Origin of the sequence: Streptomyces microflavus (assembly GCF_014650075.1) — a bacterium.
Lineage (GTDB): Bacteria > Actinomycetota > Actinomycetes > Streptomycetales > Streptomycetaceae > Streptomyces > Streptomyces microflavus.
The window spans coordinates 164,977-182,265 of record NZ_BMUG01000001.1; the positions used below are offsets into that span (position 1 = coordinate 164,977).

Here is a 17,289-nt window from a genome sequence, read left to right on the forward strand (position 1 = left end):
CTGATCGTGCGAGGCGAACTCATGGGCTGGGACATGCCCTGCCGCCGGCCGTGCGGCGGCAGGGCGCGGTCCGTTGCGCCGGGACAGGGCAGGCCGGATCGTCGGGCCGGAGGCACTGATGCCCCCGGCCCGGAGATGGAAGTGGGCACCGGACGCGCGCGGTTCAGCGGCGCCGGTCATCCGCGCGCGGTCTATGCGGCGTTGAGGATCTGCTCGACGGCGGCGGGGAAGGTCTGCACGGTCCAGGTGGGCTTCGCCGCCGCCAGCTGGGCGGGCGGGTGGATGCCGTAGGTGACGGCCACGCTCCGCATACCGGCGTTGTGTGCCATGTAGATGTCGTGCGTGGTGTCACCGACCATGATGGCGCGGTCGGCGGGATGGCCGAGCTCGGCGGCGATGAGCAGGCCCGTCTCCGCAGCGGGCTTCGGCTCCGTCACGGCGTCCGCGCCGACGACCATGGCGAAGTGGCCACGGATCCCCGCCGCAGTCAGCAGCACCTCGGCACTCGCCGTGTGCTTGCTGGTGGCGATCGCGAGGACCAGGCCCGCGTCGCACAGCTCGGCCAGGCCGTCGGCCACTCCGGGGTACAGCAGGGACTGCGCCCGCGGCACGATCTGCTCGCGGTACAGCCGCTGGTAGCGCGGTACGGCCGCCTCGACCGTGGCAGCGGGGGCGGAGGCCCCGATGAGCTGGGCGAACGCCTTTTCCAGCGGCAGCCCGATGGTGCCCCGGATCTCCTCGCGGGAGATGCCGGGGACACCCAGTGAGGTGAGGGTCTCGGCGAAGGTCTCGACGATGGCGTTCGGGGTGTCGACCAGGGTTCCGTCGAGGTCGAGCAGGATCGGGCGCGTCACGACTGCTCCCTGTCTGTGGTCTGCCGGGGGGAACGGGCGGCCGGACGGGTTCCGGCCCGGGAGGAGGGTGGCGCCGGGTGGGCGGGCCCCGCGGCCGCGGGGCTGTCCGAGCCGTGCTCGGTGACCGGCGGTGGCGGTCCGGGCTCGCGGGCCGGCCGGGACTCCCGAGCTGTCGACCGCTGAGCGAGCAGGACCGCGGCCACCACAGCGATCGCGCCCGCGCCCTGCGCGAGCGTCAGACCCTGTTGCAGGAAGAGGTATCCGAGGATGGTGGCGGCGAGCGGGCTGGCGAAGCCGAGAAGCGACACGGTCAGGGCGGGGAGCCGTTCGATACCGCGGAACCACACGGCGTAGGCGAGCAGAGCACCGATGAGGCTGAGGTAGGCGAATCCCGCGAGGTTCGGCCAGGTCAGACGTGCGGGAAGTCCCTCACCCACCAGGGCCACCGGGGCGATCAGCAGACCGCCCACGGCGAGTTGCCATCCGGTGAAGGTGAGCAGCCCGACTCCCGGCGGGCGGCCCCAGCGCTTGGTCAGGACGATGCCCGACGCCATGCACAGCGCGCCGCCGAGACCGGCGGCCACCCCGATCGCGTCAAGTCCCGCCTCCGGTCCGAGGACCAGCATGCCCACGCCGGCCGTTCCGAGCGCACATGCGCCGACCTGCCAGCCGCGGATCGCCGTGCGCAACAGCAGCGCGGACAGCAGAAGCACGAAGACCGGCTGGATGGAGCCGACCAGAGCGGCGACACCTCCGGGCAGGTGGTACGCGGCGACGAAGAGCAGGTAGAAGAAGACGCCGATGTTCAGGGCTCCCAGTGCCAGGATCCGCCACCACCAGTGGCCCTGCGGGAGCTTCCTCCCCGCCAGGGTGAGGATCAGCCCGCCCGGCAGGGCGCGTACCGCGGCGGCGAGCAGCGGGCGGTCCGGCGGAAGGAACTCGGTGGTCACCAGATAGGTGCTGCCCCATACGACCGGGGCCAGGACGGTGAGTGCGGAGTCGAATCCTAGGCGCTGCTTCATGAGGTGCCCGCTGCGACCGTGCCGAAGAACCTGTCTCCGAAGTCGCCGATCCCGGGGACCATGAACGCGTTCTCGTTCATTCCGTCCTCGATCGAGGAGGTCACGATCTTCACGTCCGGAGCGGCCAGGCCGACGCGCTCCAGTCCTGCGGGAGAGGCCAGGAAGTTGATCAGAACGACGTTCCCGTCCGGGACTCCGGCCTCGCGCAGTACGTCCAGGGCGGCGAGTGCCGACCCCCCGGTGGCCAGCATGGGCTCCATCAGCAGGACATGGCCCGCGCCGATGTCACTGGGGAGGTGTTTGTAGAACAGCTCGGGCTGCTTCGTCCGTTTGTCCCGCTGGATCAGGATCTTTCCGATGCTGATGCCGGGAACCATGTCGCGCAGCTCGGCTTCCATGCTTTCTCCGGCACGGACCACCGAGACCCCGCTGACGCGAGGAGTGAACCCGAGGCCGTGGTAGGTCTCGCCCACCGGTGTGGTGACCTCGCACTTCTCGAAGGGGAGCAGGTCGAGCCCCGTCTCGAGCAGCAGCCGGATAATTCTCCGGGAGTAGACCTCGAAGTCCCTCGCTGACGCGTTCTTGTCGCGCACGACGGTGTGCAGCGCGCGTAACTGGTTGGTCTGCGGCAGCAGTAACACATTTCGGGCAGACATCACGACGACCCCCAATTGCAGATGGAACGGCGAGCTGGTACGCCGCAATACCACACCTGGGGCGCGATGCCATCTCCCCCCAGGTCACATCGGACGGTCCGGAGTCGAATCTTCCGACGCCGAACGGTCCGGAACACTAGGTGGCTGATATGTGCCTGTCAATCATTCGCATGCTGAGATGCCCGGCGAATCCGGGAATGGAGTTTTAAAAGGTTCTTGCATCAACATGCCTGTAGGCAGGAGGGTTTGGGATTCTTCCCGTAGGGCAACCTGGCCATGGTGGCGTTGCCTGCCGGCCGCATTCTCCGCAGATGGCCAGTAAGTGAACGTTCGTGTGCCGTATATCGCGGAGTTCGACTCGCAGAGTTCGGTATTTCGGCGATTCCCATGTTCTCCGGACCGCGTGGAGAATGAACGCCGCCCGTTCGGCGGGCCGGACGGGCGGAAGCCGGTCGTTCTCGACCGCGGACCCTGCCCGCCGGCATGAGGCCGTTCGCGCTCCGCCACCGTGTGCCGGCAGCCACTTCACGGCCTGGGCGACCGCTGCCGCACAGGCCACCGCGAACGACAGGAGGGCTACTGGACGCGGCGCGTGACGGCCCAGGACGCGGCGGCCACGCCACCCGCGACGGCGAAGATGGCGGGCCAGGCGCCGACCTTCTTGGCGAGCGGGTGCGACCCGGCGAAGGCGGCGACGTACGCGACGGTCAGCGCGGTGGCCGCACGCGGGCCGGCCTGGCGGTTCCACTCGTACGCGGCGAGGGACCCGGCGGCGGCGAGCGCGACCCCGCCGAGCGGACGCTTCTTGGTCCACCGGGCGACGCCGTAACCCCCGACGAGCCCACTCGCCGCCACTGCCGCTGCCGGAACCTTCGCCATCGCCGCCACCATCGCCTTCGTGTCCGTGTCCGTGTCACTGTTCCTGCCGAGGCTAGCCGCCGGACCGGCAGGGGCTCGAAGGGGAGGGGCTACTGGGACGCGTGGGACGAGGTGCGCTGCCCGGCGCTGGTGGTACGGGCCGGCAAGGGGATGCTGAAGCAGCCGGAGGCGGACCGCATGGCCGGGCGTCACGGGGCGACCAGGATCGCCGTGATCCCGGACGCCGGACACGATGTGCACCTGGACGATCCGGCGGCGGTGTACGGGGAGATGGTGGCGTTCCTGGCGGAGGCGACGGCGGCGGAGTCCGAGGCGGCCGCGAAGGAGGCCGGGGCCGGGGCCTGAGGGCCGGACCGCGCGAGGGTATGGTCTGGACCCATCACACGAGGGGGGCCTCATGGCTGCACGTACGACTGTCCGAAGCCGCATCCGCAGATCGGCTGCCGCAACGGGTCTCCGCACCACGGCAGTTGCCGTACTGGCGGCCGCCGCGCTGGTCTCCTGCTCCCAGGGCCGGACCGATGGCGGCCTCGGCGCCGACCCTTCCGCGCAGTCCGCCACGGCGTCCCCGTCGGCCGACCCGGAGGCGAACGCCGACCAGGCCGAACGGGCGGCCGCGGAGGGGACGGAGGAGCCCACCGCCCCCGCCGAACCGGAGCCCGCAGCCGTACGCGACGCCTTCGCGACCCTCCAGGCGACCCTCGGCGAGACCTGCACGCCGGGGGCGGGGGACTGCGCCTACTTCCTCGGCCGGGTCACCCAGGAGCTCACGGAGCTGGACGAGTCGATGCGGGCGGACGGCAAGGGCCCCGGCCACTTCAAGAAGCCGCTCGCCGACATGAAGGTCCTGTTCGACACGTTGGGCGAGGACCGGTCGACGTCCAACCTGGAGAAGCACTTCTCCGAGATCGTCGGCACCCGCGACGGCATCAACACCTGGATGCAGGACCACCCGGACGACTACAGCTGAGGGCGACCGCCCGCCCGAGTCTCCACCGCCGAAGATGACGGCGGTGGCCCGGCCGGCATGCCCGGCCGGCATGCCTGGCCGGCACCAGGCGCAGGGCCCATCAGTCCGATCAGGACCACCAGGACGATACGGCGGTCGACGCGCCCGGTGGCCACGGTGACCAGGGGTGCCGAGACGGCGGCGACCAGACCGGGCACCGTCACCATCAGTCCCGCGGTGCCCCCGGAGACGTCGAGGGCGGTACCGATGGGGGTGAGCAGGCCCACGGGGAGCAGCTCGGAGGTCATCAGGGAGAAGATGCCCAGGGTCACCGCCAGGACGGCGAGCCACCCCTTGACGGCTGAACGGCCGGGGGCAGCCGGGAAGTTCATGCGGCGAGGCGCCTGGGACGTGGTCATGCAAGGACCGTAGGCGCGGAAGCGACCCGGAGCAGGGTGCATCTGGACGCCGAGAACATGGGTCAATTCGCCGACCCCCATGGGCCGGGGCTCTGTCTGACCTGACGTCAGTGCCCGTGCACGGGCATCGACTTAATCCAAGCCGAAAGAAAAGTCGTGTCGGGATTCTTGACCGCGACCGATGCGGCGGGCAAGGTTCCGGGAGAGCGCTCTCCCACCCCGGTTTCATCTCGAGGAGCCCCCGCATGCCCGCAGTCGGCATATCCCCAACGGCCCCGATGCACCACGGCCCCGGCCGCCGTACCCCAAGACCCGTGACCCGCGGCGTAGTCGCGGCGATGGTCACCGCACTGGCCGCCACCCTTCTCGCCTTCGTCCCCGCCACGAAGGCCGAGGCCGCACCCGTACTGCTCTCCCAGGGTAAGCCGGTCACCGCGTCCAGCGAGGAGAACTACGGCACCCCGGCCACCGCAGCCGTCGACGGCAACGCCAACACCCGTTGGTCCAGCGCTGCTTCGGACCCGCAGTGGATCCGCGTCGACCTCGGCGCGACCACGCAGCTCAGCCAGGTCGTCCTGGACTGGGAGACGGCCTACGGCAAGGGCTACCGCGTCGAGCTCTCCACCAACGGCTCCGACTGGTCGACCGCGTACCAGACCGCCAACGGCGACGGCGGCACGGACACCCTGAACGTCAGCGGTGAAGCCCGCTACGTCCGCGTCTACGGCACCGCCCGCGGCACCGGATACGGCTTCTCGCTCTGGGAGTTCAAGGTCTACGGCGAGTCCGGCGGTACCGGCGGCCCGCAGCTGCCCGGCGGCGGCGACCTCGGCCCGAACGTGCACATCTTCGACCCCTCAACCCCCAACATCCAGGCCAAGCTGGACGAGGTGTTCGACCAGCAGGAGGCGTCGCACTTCGGCAACGGGCGGCACCAGTTCCTCTTCAAGCCCGGCACTTACAACAACCTCAACGCCGAGATCGGCTTCTACACCTCGATCTCCGGCCTCGGCCTCAAGCCCGACGACACCACCATCAACGGTGATGTGACCGTCGACGCCGGCTGGTTCAACGGCAACGCGACGCAGAACTTCTGGCGTTCGGCCGAGAACCTGGCGCTGAACCCGGTCAGCGGCACCAACCGCTGGGCCGTCTCCCAGGCCGCCTCCTTCCGCCGCATGCACGTCAAGGGCGGCCTCAACCTGGCCCCGAACGGCTACGGCTGGGCCAGCGGCGGCTACATCGCCGACTCCAAGGTCGACGGCGAGATCGGCAACTACTCGCAGCAGCAGTGGTACACCCGCGAGAGCACGATCGGCGGCTGGTCCAACTCCGTCTGGAACCAGACCTTCTCGGGCGTCGAGGGCGCACCCGCCACCTCGTTCCCCGAGCCCCGCTACACCACGCTCCAGACCACCCCGATCTCCCGCGAGAAGCCGTTCCTCTACCTGGACGGCAACACGTACAAGGTCTTCGTCCCCGCCAAGCGCACCAACGCCCGGGGCGTCTCCTGGAACGGCACCCCGCAGGGCACCTCGATCGACCTGAACCAGTTCTACGTCGTCAAGGCCGGCGCGACCGCCGCCACCATCAACCAGGCCCTGGCCCAGGGCCTCAACCTGCTCTTCACGCCCGGCATTTACCACGTCGACCAGACCATCAACATCAACCGTGCGGACACGGTCGTGCTCGGCCTCGGCCTCGCCACGATCATCCCGGACAACGGCGTGACGGCGATGAAGGTCGCCGACGTCTCCGGCGTCAAGCTCGCCGGTTTCCTGATCGACGCCGGTACGGTCAACTCCCCGACCCTGCTGGAGGTCGGCCCGCAGAACTCCTCCGCGGACCACGCCGCCAACCCCACCACCGTCCAGGACGTCTACATCCGGATCGGCGGCGCGGGCGCCGGCAAGGCCACCACCTCCATCGCCGTCCACAGCGACGACGTGATCATCGACCACACCTGGGTGTGGCGTGCCGACCACGGTGAAGGCGTCGGCTGGGAGACCAACCGCGCCGACTACGGGGTCCGGGTCTACGGCGACGACGTCCTCGCCACCGGCCTCTTCGTGGAGCACTTCAACAAGTACGACGTGGAGTGGTACGGCGAGCGCGGCCGCACGATCTTCTACCAGAACGAGAAGGCGTACGACGCCCCCAACCAGGCCGCCATCCAGAACGGCGACACCCGGGGCTACGCGGCCTACCGGGTCGACGACTCGGTCGACGTCCACGAGGGCTGGGGCATGGGCAGCTACTGCAACTACAACGTCGACCCGACGATCATCCAGGAACACGGCTTCAAGGCCCCGGTGAAACCGGGCGTGAAGTTCCACAGCCTGCTCGTGGTGTCGCTCGGCGGAATGGGCCACTACAACCACGTCATCAACAGCACCGGAGCCTCCACGGTCCCGGCCGGCACCTCGACCGTGCCGTCCACTCTGGTCTCCTTCCCCTGATCCGTCCCCCGCGGTGGAACGCCCTGCGGTGGCCCGCAGGGCGGGGGACGACTCCCCGGGCCGGGCCTGACCCCGGCCCGGGGCAGCTCCCCGCCCACCCTCCTGGCTCTCTCCCACGGACGGCCGCCGTCCTCCCCGACGGCGGCCGTCCGCACCCCTCGCACCCCCCGGCGCCCCCCGCACCCCCGCAATCCGCCCCCTCCTCAGGAGCCGCCATGCCCTCCCTGCGCAGACCCGCGCTCACCCTGACCCTCGCCGCCCTGCTCGCCTCCTCCCTCACCGTCATCACCGCGCCCACCGAGGCACGGGCCGCCGACCCCCTGATCTCCCAGGGCAAGACCGCCACCGCCTCCTCGCAGGAGGGCGACGGCCTCTCCGCCGCCCAGGCCGTCGACGGCGACCTCACCGGCACCCGCTGGGCCAGCCAGTGGTCCGACCCGCAGTGGATCCGGATCGACCTCGGCAAGAAGTCCGACCTGAGCCGGGCCGTGCTGACCTGGGAGGGCGCCTACGGCAAGGCGTACGAGATCCAGGCCAGCGACAACGGCACCGACTGGACCACCCTGAGGAAGGTCACCGACGGCGACGGCGGCACCGACGACCTCGCCCTCACCGGCTCCGGCCGCTATGTCCGGATGCTCGGCACCGCCCGCCCCGGCGGCTACGGCTACTCCCTCTGGGAGTTCCAGGTCTACGGCACCCAGGGCGACACCCCGCCCCCGGCCGGCGGCGCCGTCAAGGTCACCGGCGGCCAGGGCGCGTGGCAGCTCACCGTCGGCGGCCAGCCGTACACCGTCAAGGGCCTGACCTGGGGCCCGTCCATGGCGGACGCCCAGCGGTACATGCCGGACCTGAAGTCGATGGGCGTCAACACCGTCCGCACCTGGGGTACGGACGCGAGCACCAAGCCGCTCCTCGACGCGGCCGCCGCGAACGGCCTGCGCGTCATGAACGGCTTCTGGCTCCAGCCCGGCGGTGGCCCCGGCAGCGGCGGCTGCGCCAACTACGTCACCGACACCGCGTACAAGACGACCATGCTCACCGAGATCGCCAAGTGGGTCGAGACCTACAAGAACCACCCGGCGACCCTCATGTGGAACGTCGGCAACGAGTCCGTCCTCGGCCTCCAGAACTGCTACAGCGGCGCCGAGTTGGAGGCCCAGCGCAACGCGTACACGACCTTCGTCAACGACGCGGCCAAGAGGATCCACTCCATCGACGCCGACCACCCGGTGACCTCCACCGACGCGTGGACGGGCGCCTGGCCGTACTACAAGCGCAACGCCCCCGACCTCGACCTGTACTCGATGAACGCGTACGGCGACATCTGCGGCGTCCGCCAGGACTGGGTGGAGGGCGGCTACACCAAGCCCTACATCATCACCGAGACCGGCCCCGCGGGTGAGTGGGAGGTGCCGGACGACGCCAACGGCGTACCCGACGAGCCCACCGACGTACAGAAGCGCGACGGCTACACCAAGGCCTGGGACTGCACCACGGGCCACCAGGGCGTCGCCCTGGGCGCGACCCTCTTCCACTACGGCCTGGAGCACGACTTCGGCGGGGTGTGGTTCAACCTGATCCCCGACGGTCTGAAGCGGCTGTCGTACTACTCGGTGAAGAAGGTGTTCACGGGCTCCAACGCCGGTGACAACCTGCCGCCGGTCATCAGCAACATGACGGTGACACCGGCCGGATTGGCCCCGGCGGGCGGGGAGTTCACCGTACGGGCGGACATCCGCGACCCCGAGGGCGACCCACTCACGAACAAGATCTTCCTCAGCGGCAACTACGCCACCGGTGACAAGGCGCTCGTCCCGGCGCAGTTCAGGTCCACGGGCAACGGAACGTTCGCGGTCACCGCTCCCGAGAAGCTCGGCGTGTGGAAGGTCTACATCCAGTCCGAGGACGGGAAGGGCAACGCGGGCATCGAGACGGAGTCGGTCAAGGTCGTCGCCCCGCCGGTGAACGGCACCAACGTGGCGCTCGGCAAGCCCACCACGGCCTCCAGCTCGCAGGCCTCGTACGGCGACTGCCCCTGCCCGCCGGAGCGCGCCACGGACGGGCGGACCGACACCCGCTGGGCCAGCGACTGGAGCGACCCGCAGTGGATAGCGGTCGACCTCGGTGCGCGGACGCCCGTCCGCACCCTGCAGCTGGTGTGGGACCCGGCCTACGCCAAGTCGTACGAGGTCCAGGTCTCGGACGACGGCAACGCCTGGCGCACCGTCCACACCACGACGACCGGCAACGGTGACATCGACACCATCGCCCTGACCGAGACGGCACGCCACGTGCGGCTCCAGCTCACCGCCCGCGGCACGGGCTGGGGCTACTCGCTGCACGAGTTCGGCATCTACAGCTGATCAGCTGATCAGCTGATCAGCGCCAGTCGGTGGGGGCCGTTCCGACCTGGAGCGGCCCCCACCGTACGAACGGCACTCACCGGACGCGGCCCGTCGGCGGCGCTAAGCAGGGGGAAGAGCCCGTACCTGCCCTTCGTCACCGAAGCGGCCGAACGCGGAGAACGCCCGCTCCTCCCGCTGGGCAGCGGCGAAACGCAGACTGCTCCAGTCCAGCACCCGCCGCGCCGTGTCCTGGGTCTCCTGGGCGGCGGTGCGGGCCTCGGCCCGGACGTCCCCGCGCTCCTGGACGAGGAGGTCGTAGATCGGCGTTCCCGTTGATATCGCTGAAGTACTCACGAGAGGTCCTTCTGCCCGTTCTTCACGGTTTCACCGGCTGTCGCGTGCCGACAGGATGGAAGCGCACTCACGCCATTCGCGCCCCGGCGCGAGACCCCTCCGCCCCGGAGCGGCGCAACGGGATGAAGGTGCGGCAACACCGCAGGTCGAAGCGCCGGGCTTCCAGGGGCGTACGCCACCGTTCACGCGCCCCGGTACCCGCCGGGCATCGGCTCCTGTCCCTGCGGTGCGGGGCCGAGGCCCGCAGGGTCCTCTTGGCGGGGTTCGGCGCGGACCGCACACTCCGAGAGGGTTCTCGCACAGGGCCCCGCCGCGAGGCGTCGTACGAACCGGAAGGCCCTGATGCGTACACCGCGCCTGCCCATACCCTCCGCCGTGTCCTCGGCGGCAACCCTGTCAGCCGCCGTTCTCCTGCTCTGCGCGACTGCCCCGGCTTCGGCTTCGGCTTCGGAGGCGGCTTCGGCTTCGGCGGCGGTGCAGCGTGTGGACGACGCGGCCACGGAGAGGCTCACCACCGGTCTGCTGTCCGGTGGTTTCGAGACCCCGGCCGTCCCGCCCCCGACTCCGTTCACCGTCCACACCGCCGGGCAGACACTGGGCCCCTGGACGGTCGGCGGCGACAGTGTCGACCTGGTCTCCGACCGGTTCTGGGACGCCGCGGGCGGCCACCAGTCCGTCGACCTGAGCGGCAACGCGCCGGGCAGCGTCTCGCAGACGGTCCCCACCCTCCCGCTGACCTCGTACATCGTCCGATTCAAACTGGCGGGCAACGTCGCGCAGCCACCGGCTGTGAAGAAGGGGGAGTTCAGGGTCAACGGCGCGGTCGTGCGGACCTTCAGCTTCCACAGCGCGGGCCGCGGGTTCCGCGACATGGGTTACGTACAGCAGACCGCGGTCTTCACCACGCTCCTCCACACGTCCGCGACGCTGACCTTCGCCAGCACCACGCCGGGCTACGCGGGCCCCGTCATCGATGACGTAGTGGTCCAGAGCTGCCTCCTGGTCCTCTGCCCGCCCACCGGCTGACTGCGCCTGTGTGTCCGGGGCGCCCCGGCTCAGCTCAACTCAGCAGAGTGTCGGCGTAGACGGCCATCGCATCCCGCTGGTACACAGCCAGGCCCTCCGCGATCCGGTCGTAGTTCCGCCGGAAGCGGGGATCGTCGACGTAGGTCTGCCCAAGTCCCTTGTACGCCTCGGCGTTCGGGGTCCAGAACCGGCGGATGCCCGCGTAGTGAATGTCCAGTTCGGCCTGCACCTTGGGGGCATCCACCGGCACACCGGCCGCCATGAACTCCGCGAGGCGGATCATCTGGGCCGTCACCTCACGCTGCCACCAGTCCTGGTCGTCGGCGGTCATCGCCTGTTTGGCCTCGCGCGCCTGCTCCCACGCCTCGGGCCATCGCTCGCGCACCTCGGCTTCCGTTTCCGCCCCGGCCGCGGCCGACTCGTCCTCGAACCCCTCGAACAGGTTCTCCGGCCTGTTGATCTTCACCGTCTTGTTCATCTTCCCGCCTTCCTCCAGTTCGGCGATGGTCCGCCCGACAGTCCGGACGAGCGTCTCCAGCCGGTCCCGCTCCCCGAGGAGCCGCCGCTGGTGCTCGCGCAGTACCGCGACCGGATCTGCCCGGCTGTCCAGAACCGCTTGGATCTCGCGCAGCCCAAGCCCCAACTCCCGCATCAGCAGAATCTGTTGCAGCCGCAGCAGATCCGCCTCCTCGTAGTGGCGGTGCCCGTTGCCCGCGATCCACGCGGGTGGCAGCAGACCGATCGCGTCGTAGTGGCGCAGCGTCCGCGAACTCACCCCGGACATGCGGCACACGTCCGCGATCGACCAGGCCATGCGTGGTGCCTCCCATCGCCGGGCCGGTCGTTCCGGCCCTGGGCACGACACTAGGAGTTGACGTTGCGGCAACCGCAAGCGCCGCGAACGAGGGGGCGCCCCAGCGAACGGGCGGTCCGCCCCACCGCGCCGGCCCGGGAACCGGGAACCGTAGCCTCACCTCCATGCCCAGTTTCGAGACGCACCGGCTGCGCGTACACGACACGGCGCGCTCGCCCCGCGCCCGTCACGCCGCTCTGCGCACCTGTGTGGTGGGCTTCGCGGTGTACGGCTTCCGCGCGACCTACCACCATCTGTCCCGCAGCGCGCGGATCCCCGCCCTGCTGGAGTCCGACCCGGAGGCGCTGGTCCGGGCGGTGGAGGAGCTGTACGAGGCCCGAACGCTCTGGCTGGAGGCCGAGTCGGCGTTCGTGGCTCGTCGCCGCAGGGAGAAGGCCCTGGGTGGGCGCCGCATCCCACCGGCTGGCCCTGACCGGGCGTGGGTCCGCCTCCGGCGCCAGGAAGGCAGCCTGGCCTACTGCCCCGACCCCACCTGGCACCCCACGGAACCGCTGCCCACGGTGGTGAGCCGCATCCTGAAAGATGCGGCAGGCGACCCGTATTGCAGGGCCTGCGGCCGCGACGCGGGCGTGACGCGTTGGCGTACGGCATGGCACATCCACCGCCTGTGTGCAGCCTGCGGCGTCGAACGGGCAAGAGAGCGGACCGACGTGAACAGGGCGGTGGCCGAGGCCCGCGAGGAGGAGTGGCGGCGGATCTGGCGACGCGAGACGTGACCGCCGAGGGCGCGTACTCGCTCACCTCCCGAACTCGCGTTCGCGTGGTGGCAGATGAGAGCAGTGCGGTACGGTGACGAGGTCATCACCCTGTGTGTGCACGCACACGCACAGGGCGGCCCCCGGAGGTGCGTCAACACCCGCCGAGGGCCTACACCTCTAGTGGAAAGCGCCACCAGAAATGCTGCGTCATGTTATCGCGCCCTCTTCGGGCTGGACCAAGGCCTCGCACGCCGTCGTACGCGACCGGCGGATGAACAGCGACGCGAAGATCCTGCTCCTGTACGTCCAGGGCCTCCCCGAATCCGCCACCGGCCGCCCGCTCGGCGAACTGGCCCGGAAGCTGGAGATGAAGGGCCGCGCGTACCAGCAGGCCAAGAAGCAACTGATCGAGCACGGCTACGTCCACGAGTGGCGGGGCCAGGGCGACGGCGGCCGTTGGGTGACGGAACAGCTCTTCACCAATACGCCGCTGACGCGGGACGAGGCGAGGGCGGTACGCGACCGGCTGTCGCCCGAGGGGGCGGGGTCGACGCGGGCCGAGCGCCTCTCCGCGCCGCTGCCGAGTGCGCAGTCTCCGACGGTCGGTGAACCGACTCCTCCGTCGGCCGGTGGCTATGTACCGGAGGAAGAACACGTTGATGAGAACACCCCCCACCCACCCTCCGAAGCAGAGCCGGAACCGGAACCGGAACCGGAGCCGGATCCGGACCCAGAGCCAGAGCCGGACCCGAAACCTGGGCCGGAACCGGAAGCCGGGCATCGGCCAACTCCCGCACAGGAACCGGGAGCAGAGGCGAGGCCGCCCCAACCGCCCCCCTCCCCACAACTGACCCGAGCCGAAAGGGTGTTGCTCTCCCTGCGCCACACCCGCCGCGAGCTGCTGCTGGGAGTGGGCGAGGCGCGAGCCCTGGCCGTGGAGGCGGCCAAGTGGCTGGAGCGCGGCCTGACGGAGTCGGAGCTACGGCACGCTCTCCTGGCCGAACCCCCGATGGGCGGGGTGCGCTCGGCGGTCGGCTTCCTGCGTCACCGCCTGACCCACAAGTGCCCGGTGGCAGCTGCCCCCGTAACGCCTCCGGAGCCGCCGCCCCCGCCGGTCCGCGCCCTGATCACCTGCACGAGCGAGGCCGAGGAGGACCACGTCTTCCGGCCGCTGGGCGACGAGACGGAGTGCGCGGACTGCCGCCGGGCGACGGCGTACGCGAACTGGATGGTCGACACGGACACGTACGACTTCCCGCCCGACATGACCTGGCGCCAACGCTTCGTGGCGGTGGCGAAGGCGGACGCCTTACGGGGCGAACCGGCCTGAGGGCTGGAGCGGGTCGAGGGTGACGCGGGCGGCGACGGGGAGGTGGTCGCTGCCGGTGGCGGGCAGCGTACGGATATGGCCGACGGTCGCGGAACGGGCCAGGACCTGATCGATCCGGGCCAGCGGAAAGGCGGCGGGAAAGCTGAAGGCGAACCCGCGCTCGGCAACGTTCAACTGCGAGGTCAACGGCTCCAGTCCGCGGTCATCGACGGTGCCGTTGAGGTCCCCCATGAGGATCACGGCCCCAACCTCCTCGCCGCGAACGGCGTCCCCCAGCATCCGGGCGCTCTCGTCGCGCGGCGAGGAGGTGAGCCCGCCGGCTCCGACCCGTACGGAGGGCAGGTGAGCGACGTACGCGGCGACGTCCCCGTACGGCGTCCGCACGACGGCACGCAGCCCGCGGCTCCACCCCGCCTCGAACGCACGAGGCCGGATATCCACCAACCGCTTTTCCGCGATCGGGTACTTGGACCAGAGCCCGACGGTGCCATGGACGACATGATGCGGATAGTCGGCCCCGAGAACGTCCTCGTACACGGCCAGCGCAGGCACCACCACCTCCTCCAGCGCGACGAGGTCGCCCCCGGCCGCGACGAGCGCCCGGGCGGTCCCGGCCGGATCAGGGTTCTCGTCACTGACGTTGTGCTGCACGATGACCAACTCCCGCGCATCGGACCGGACTCCATCCCCGGGTAGGAGCAACCCCCCAAAGCCCTGCACCCAGACGGCCACGGGCAGCAGCAGAGCCACCAGGCCAACACCGGACCGCCGCACGAGGGCGACGACGAGCAACAGGACGACAACGACCCCGGCCCACGGCAGAAAGGACTCGACCAGACTTCCCACGCGCCCGGGCGAGTTGGGAATCGCCCGGTGAAGCCCCACCACCCCGGCCACGCCAACGGCGATCCCGGCAACCACCATCCCCCGCCGCCCCTCACCGCCGGGGGCCCGCCCCTTCGCCGCCGCCGTCACACCACCGCCCGCCTGCCGCACCATGTCTTCCCGTCCCCTTGGCCTTGCCTCTCAGGACGAGCGGTGGCGGCGATCAGTTTCCGGGCGGATCACTTCGGTACGAGCGGCCTCGGCGAGGTGCGGACGGCGATCTCGAAGACGTACGCTGACCGCCGCCGACGCCCATTCGGCGGGTCACCGAGCATCCTGGGAAGGCCTTTCATGACCCGCACCACCCCGCCGCGTCCCGTCGACATCGAAGAGGATTTCCCGGCCCTCGCGGCCCACCGGCGCACAGCGACACGTCTGCACCCCCGGCACGGTGTGCCCGGTGTGGGGGACAGCTCGGTGGCGGGACCGCTGCTCTGGCCGGCCGACGAACCGTGGCCGGTGTGCACCGCCGTGCACCCGAAGGGCACCGGCCACCTCCTCTCCGACGTGCGGTTGCGCCGCCGGATCCAGGACGACGCACGGGGGCGGGACTTCACCGAGGACGAACAGCGCCTGCTGGACGCCATGAAGGCGGCCGACCACATCCCGGACCTCCGCGATGACGACGCCCTGCCGATGCTGGCCGTCGCGCAGTTGTCCGCGTGGGATATCCCCGATCTCGTGGGGCCGGAGGGCCACGACCTGCTCCAGGTCTTCTGGTGCCCGTTCGAGGCCCATGGGCCCGACCGCACGATCGACGTCGTGCTCAAGTGGCGGCGCTCGGCCGATGTCGGGGCCGTACTCACGCCGCAGCCCGAACCCCCGGTCGCCGGCCGGGCAGAGTGCGTCCCCACCACATGTGTCGTGCACCCGGAGCAGGTGGTGGAGCACGAGTATCTCGGGCTGTTGGACCATGGGCTTCAAGAGGAGATCTCCGCATGGGAGGAGGGGCTCCTCGACGGTGAAGAGGACGAGGGTCCCCCCTCGGCGGCGAGTTACGCGACGTACGAGGAGTACGAGGCCGCGATGGCCGCGGCGCGCGCGGAGGAGCCCGAAGAGATCGACTACATGAGCGACCTGTCGATCGCCCCCGGTTGGAAGGTCGGAGGATTCGCCTCCTGGCACCTGACCGACCCCGCTCCGGTCGACTGCCAGGTGTGCGGGACAGCGATGCCGCTCCTGCTCACCGTGGACAAGTGGGAGTGCGACGGCGCCTCGCGCAGCTGGCTGCCCATCGAGGACAGGGATGCCACGAACGACCCGCGCGTGATCGACCCGGTCGGTGTCTACCTCGGCCGTGGCCTGATGCGCGTGCACACCTGCCCGGCCGATCCGCTCCACCCGCATAGGCTGAGCTTCCAGTAGGCGGTGGCCACCGTGGACGAACTCGGTGGCCACCACTCCATATCCATAACATCCATAGCCGGATCTGACGCCTCATGCGGGTTGCCCGGGGGCCGGAGCTTGGAGCCCCCGGCCGTCGGCGGCTGCCGTTCGGAGCAGACCGCGCAAGGTCAGCGCGGCCGGCAGCGGGGTGGCAGGGAGGGCGATGTGCAGGGTGCGGCGCAGGGCCGGGTCGGTGAGGCGGACGAGTACGAGTCCGTCCGGTACCGCCCAGGCGGCCAGGGACGGGACCAGCGCGACGCCGAGCCCCGCGGCCACGTAACCGAACTTCCCCGCCCACTCCGCGATCCGGACGATCTTCCTCGGAGCAAAGCCCGCCCGGGCGCAGGCGTCGGCGAGCATCGTGGGGCGGTCCCCGTACGCGTCCTGGAGCCAGGCCTCGTCGCGGAGTTCGAGCAGATCGATCACATCGGCTCCGGCCAGGCGGTGCTCGCGGGGGAGGGCGACGAGCAGTTCGTCCTCACACAGCGGTGTCGTGGTGACTCCGTCGGCGGAGGGCAGCCCGGAGGGATAGTCGCTGACCACGGCCAGGTCGAGCGCCCCGTCCCCGAGCCGGGCCGTCAACGTACCGCTGCGGCCCTCGACCGCGATGACCTCGACATCCGGTCTGGCCTGCCGGAACGCCCGTAGAGCGGCGGGTACCAACGAGATGTTGGCCGTGGAGAACGCCCCGACGTGCAGCAGCCCGCCATGCCCCCGGTGGAGCACGGCCAACTCCTGCTCCGCACGCGACAGCCGGTCGAGGACGTCCACGGCGTGCCGGTACAGGGCGCGGCCGGCCGGGTTCAGCCGTACGCCTCGCGGAAGCCTCTCGAAGAGCGGCCCGCCCGCTTCCTGCTCCAGGGACGCGATGCGCCGGGAGACCGCCGACTGCGTGTAGTTGAGGCTCACCGCGGCCTTGGTGAAAGAACCCGCCCCCGCCACGGTCACCAGCAGTCGCAACGCGTCGATGTCGAACAAGGGACACCCCTCCTCAGCGCGACCCATTCCCCTGCCGCATGGCTCCCATGCAATCCAGTCGCTGGTGGAATGTATCGCCTCGCCCTAGCGTCGATGAGGCGGCCGCACACGGGCCGCACCAATCACCCCGGGGGATCTGAATCCCCCTGCCCGACGAGGGGAAGTGCCGTGC

The 17,289-nt window shown here is 70.4% G+C and carries 16 protein-coding genes and 1 pseudogene; 8 read left to right on the forward strand and 9 right to left on the reverse strand.

The annotated features are described in order from the left end of the window. Positions 1 to 191: 191 nt before the first annotated feature. The 4 genes from IE264_RS00685 to IE264_RS00700 form a co-directional block, all read right to left on the reverse strand. Entirely contained in the window at positions 192 to 854 is a 663-nt protein-coding gene (locus tag IE264_RS00685) for an HAD family hydrolase (RefSeq protein ID WP_032759984.1), read from the reverse strand. Continuing rightward, positions 851 to 1,876, reverse strand: coding sequence for a DMT family transporter (locus tag IE264_RS00690; RefSeq protein ID WP_032759983.1), 1,026 nt, complete (start codon positions 1,874 to 1,876; stop codon positions 851 to 853). The genes IE264_RS00685 and IE264_RS00690 overlap by 4 nt, the downstream gene beginning before the upstream one ends. Then, positions 1,873 to 2,517, reverse strand: a complete 645-nt coding sequence (gene upp / locus IE264_RS00695; protein WP_032759981.1) for a uracil phosphoribosyltransferase — start codon at positions 2,515 to 2,517, stop codon at positions 1,873 to 1,875. The genes IE264_RS00690 and upp overlap by 4 nt, the downstream gene beginning before the upstream one ends. Before the next feature lie 591 nt (positions 2,518 to 3,108). Then, complete coding sequence (locus IE264_RS00700) at positions 3,109 to 3,411, reverse strand: hypothetical protein (protein ID WP_032760005.1); 303 nt, start codon at positions 3,409 to 3,411, stop codon at positions 3,109 to 3,111. Positions 3,412 to 3,561: 150 nt separating this feature from the next. Here IE264_RS00700 and IE264_RS00705 point away from each other — a divergent pair, with 150 nt between their 5' ends. Together IE264_RS00705 and IE264_RS00710 are read left to right on the forward strand one after the other, a co-directional pair. Continuing rightward, positions 3,562 to 3,756, forward strand: coding sequence for a hypothetical protein (locus IE264_RS00705; RefSeq protein WP_190167556.1), 195 nt, complete (start codon positions 3,562 to 3,564; stop codon positions 3,754 to 3,756). A gap of 52 nt (positions 3,757 to 3,808) precedes the next feature. Further along, positions 3,809 to 4,381 carry a hypothetical protein gene (locus tag IE264_RS00710; RefSeq protein ID WP_032759978.1) on the forward strand — a complete coding sequence of 191 codons (573 nt, stop codon included), beginning with the start codon at positions 3,809 to 3,811 and terminating at the stop codon, positions 4,379 to 4,381. A gap of 89 nt (positions 4,382 to 4,470) precedes the next feature. Here IE264_RS00710 and IE264_RS00715 read toward each other — a convergent pair. Continuing rightward, positions 4,471 to 4,752, reverse strand: a pseudogene (locus IE264_RS00715) (MFS transporter); the annotation flags it as partial. A gap of 272 nt (positions 4,753 to 5,024) precedes the next feature. Between IE264_RS00715 and IE264_RS00720 the strand changes: the two are divergent. Together IE264_RS00720 and IE264_RS00725 are read left to right on the forward strand one after the other, a co-directional pair. Then, positions 5,025 to 7,238, forward strand: coding sequence for a discoidin domain-containing protein (locus IE264_RS00720; RefSeq protein ID WP_032759976.1), 2,214 nt, complete (start codon positions 5,025 to 5,027; stop codon positions 7,236 to 7,238). 215 nt (positions 7,239 to 7,453) lie between these two features. After that, positions 7,454 to 9,604 carry a discoidin domain-containing protein gene (locus IE264_RS00725; protein WP_032759975.1) on the forward strand — a complete coding sequence of 717 codons (2,151 nt, stop codon included), beginning with the start codon at positions 7,454 to 7,456 and terminating at the stop codon, positions 9,602 to 9,604. Between the two features lie 102 nt (positions 9,605 to 9,706). Here the strand turns inward: IE264_RS00725 and IE264_RS00730 are convergent, their stop codons facing one another. Further along, entirely contained in the window at positions 9,707 to 9,940 is a 234-nt protein-coding gene (locus IE264_RS00730) for a hypothetical protein (protein WP_015608783.1), read from the reverse strand. Between the two features lie 483 nt (positions 9,941 to 10,423). Here IE264_RS00730 and IE264_RS00735 point away from each other — a divergent pair, with 483 nt between their 5' ends. Continuing rightward, complete coding sequence (locus tag IE264_RS00735; RefSeq protein WP_229887332.1) at positions 10,424 to 10,966, forward strand: DUF642 domain-containing protein; 543 nt, start codon at positions 10,424 to 10,426, stop codon at positions 10,964 to 10,966. A 34-nt stretch (positions 10,967 to 11,000) separates the two neighbouring features. On the opposite strand, the gene IE264_RS00740 is transcribed toward IE264_RS00735, so the two are convergent. Next, a complete protein-coding gene (locus tag IE264_RS00740; protein WP_032759973.1) occupies positions 11,001 to 11,780 on the reverse strand; it encodes a MerR family transcriptional regulator in 780 nt (259 codons plus the stop codon). Between the two features lie 164 nt (positions 11,781 to 11,944). Between IE264_RS00740 and IE264_RS00745 the strand changes: the two genes are divergently transcribed. Together IE264_RS00745 and IE264_RS00750 are read left to right on the forward strand one after the other, a co-directional pair. Next, on the forward strand, positions 11,945 to 12,556 hold the full coding sequence (locus IE264_RS00745) for a hypothetical protein (RefSeq protein ID WP_032759972.1): 612 nt from the start codon (positions 11,945 to 11,947) through the stop codon (positions 12,554 to 12,556). Positions 12,557 to 12,737: 181 nt separating this feature from the next. Continuing rightward, positions 12,738 to 13,868 (forward strand): hypothetical protein, encoded by a 1,131-nt coding sequence (locus IE264_RS00750; RefSeq protein ID WP_032759970.1) that lies wholly within the window; start codon positions 12,738 to 12,740, stop codon positions 13,866 to 13,868. On the opposite strand, the gene IE264_RS00755 is transcribed toward IE264_RS00750, so the two are convergent. Then, a complete protein-coding gene (locus IE264_RS00755) occupies positions 13,848 to 14,792 on the reverse strand; it encodes an endonuclease/exonuclease/phosphatase family protein (RefSeq protein ID WP_234316182.1) in 945 nt (314 codons plus the stop codon). The genes IE264_RS00750 and IE264_RS00755 overlap by 21 nt on opposite strands. A 252-nt stretch (positions 14,793 to 15,044) precedes the next feature. Between IE264_RS00755 and IE264_RS00760 the strand changes: the two genes are divergently transcribed. Further along, positions 15,045 to 16,118, forward strand: coding sequence for a hypothetical protein (locus tag IE264_RS00760; protein ID WP_032760002.1), 1,074 nt, complete (start codon positions 15,045 to 15,047; stop codon positions 16,116 to 16,118). A gap of 72 nt (positions 16,119 to 16,190) precedes the next feature. Here IE264_RS00760 and IE264_RS00765 read toward each other — a convergent pair whose 3' ends face one another. Beyond that, positions 16,191 to 17,117, reverse strand: a complete 927-nt coding sequence (locus tag IE264_RS00765) for a LysR family transcriptional regulator (protein WP_032759968.1) — start codon at positions 17,115 to 17,117, stop codon at positions 16,191 to 16,193. Between the last annotated feature and the right edge of the window lie 172 nt (positions 17,118 to 17,289).

Bases quoted from the DNA above. Each gene is read 5' to 3' on its own strand.
- IE264_RS00760 (WP_032760002.1), top strand. From the start codon at position 15,045: ATGACCCGCACCACCCCGCCGCGTCCCGTCGACATCGAAGAGGATTTC.
- IE264_RS00720 (WP_032759976.1), top strand. From the start codon at position 5,025: ATGCCCGCAGTCGGCATATCCCCAACGGCCCCGATGCACCACGGCCCC.
- IE264_RS00705 (WP_190167556.1), top strand. From the start codon at position 3,562: ATGCTGAAGCAGCCGGAGGCGGACCGCATGGCCGGGCGTCACGGGGCG.
- IE264_RS00750 (WP_032759970.1), top strand. From the start codon at position 12,738: ATGCTGCGTCATGTTATCGCGCCCTCTTCGGGCTGGACCAAGGCCTCG.
- IE264_RS00755 (WP_234316182.1), bottom strand. From the start codon at position 14,792: ATGGTGGTTGCCGGGATCGCCGTTGGCGTGGCCGGGGTGGTGGGGCTT.
- IE264_RS00725 (WP_032759975.1), top strand. From the start codon at position 7,454: ATGCCCTCCCTGCGCAGACCCGCGCTCACCCTGACCCTCGCCGCCCTG.
- IE264_RS00690 (WP_032759983.1), bottom strand. From the start codon at position 1,876: ATGAAGCAGCGCCTAGGATTCGACTCCGCACTCACCGTCCTGGCCCCG.
- IE264_RS00740 (WP_032759973.1), bottom strand. From the start codon at position 11,780: ATGGCCTGGTCGATCGCGGACGTGTGCCGCATGTCCGGGGTGAGTTCG.
- IE264_RS00710 (WP_032759978.1), top strand. From the start codon at position 3,809: ATGGCTGCACGTACGACTGTCCGAAGCCGCATCCGCAGATCGGCTGCC.
- IE264_RS00745 (WP_032759972.1), top strand. From the start codon at position 11,945: ATGCCCAGTTTCGAGACGCACCGGCTGCGCGTACACGACACGGCGCGC.
- IE264_RS00700 (WP_032760005.1), bottom strand. From the start codon at position 3,411: ATGGCGAAGGTTCCGGCAGCGGCAGTGGCGGCGAGTGGGCTCGTCGGG.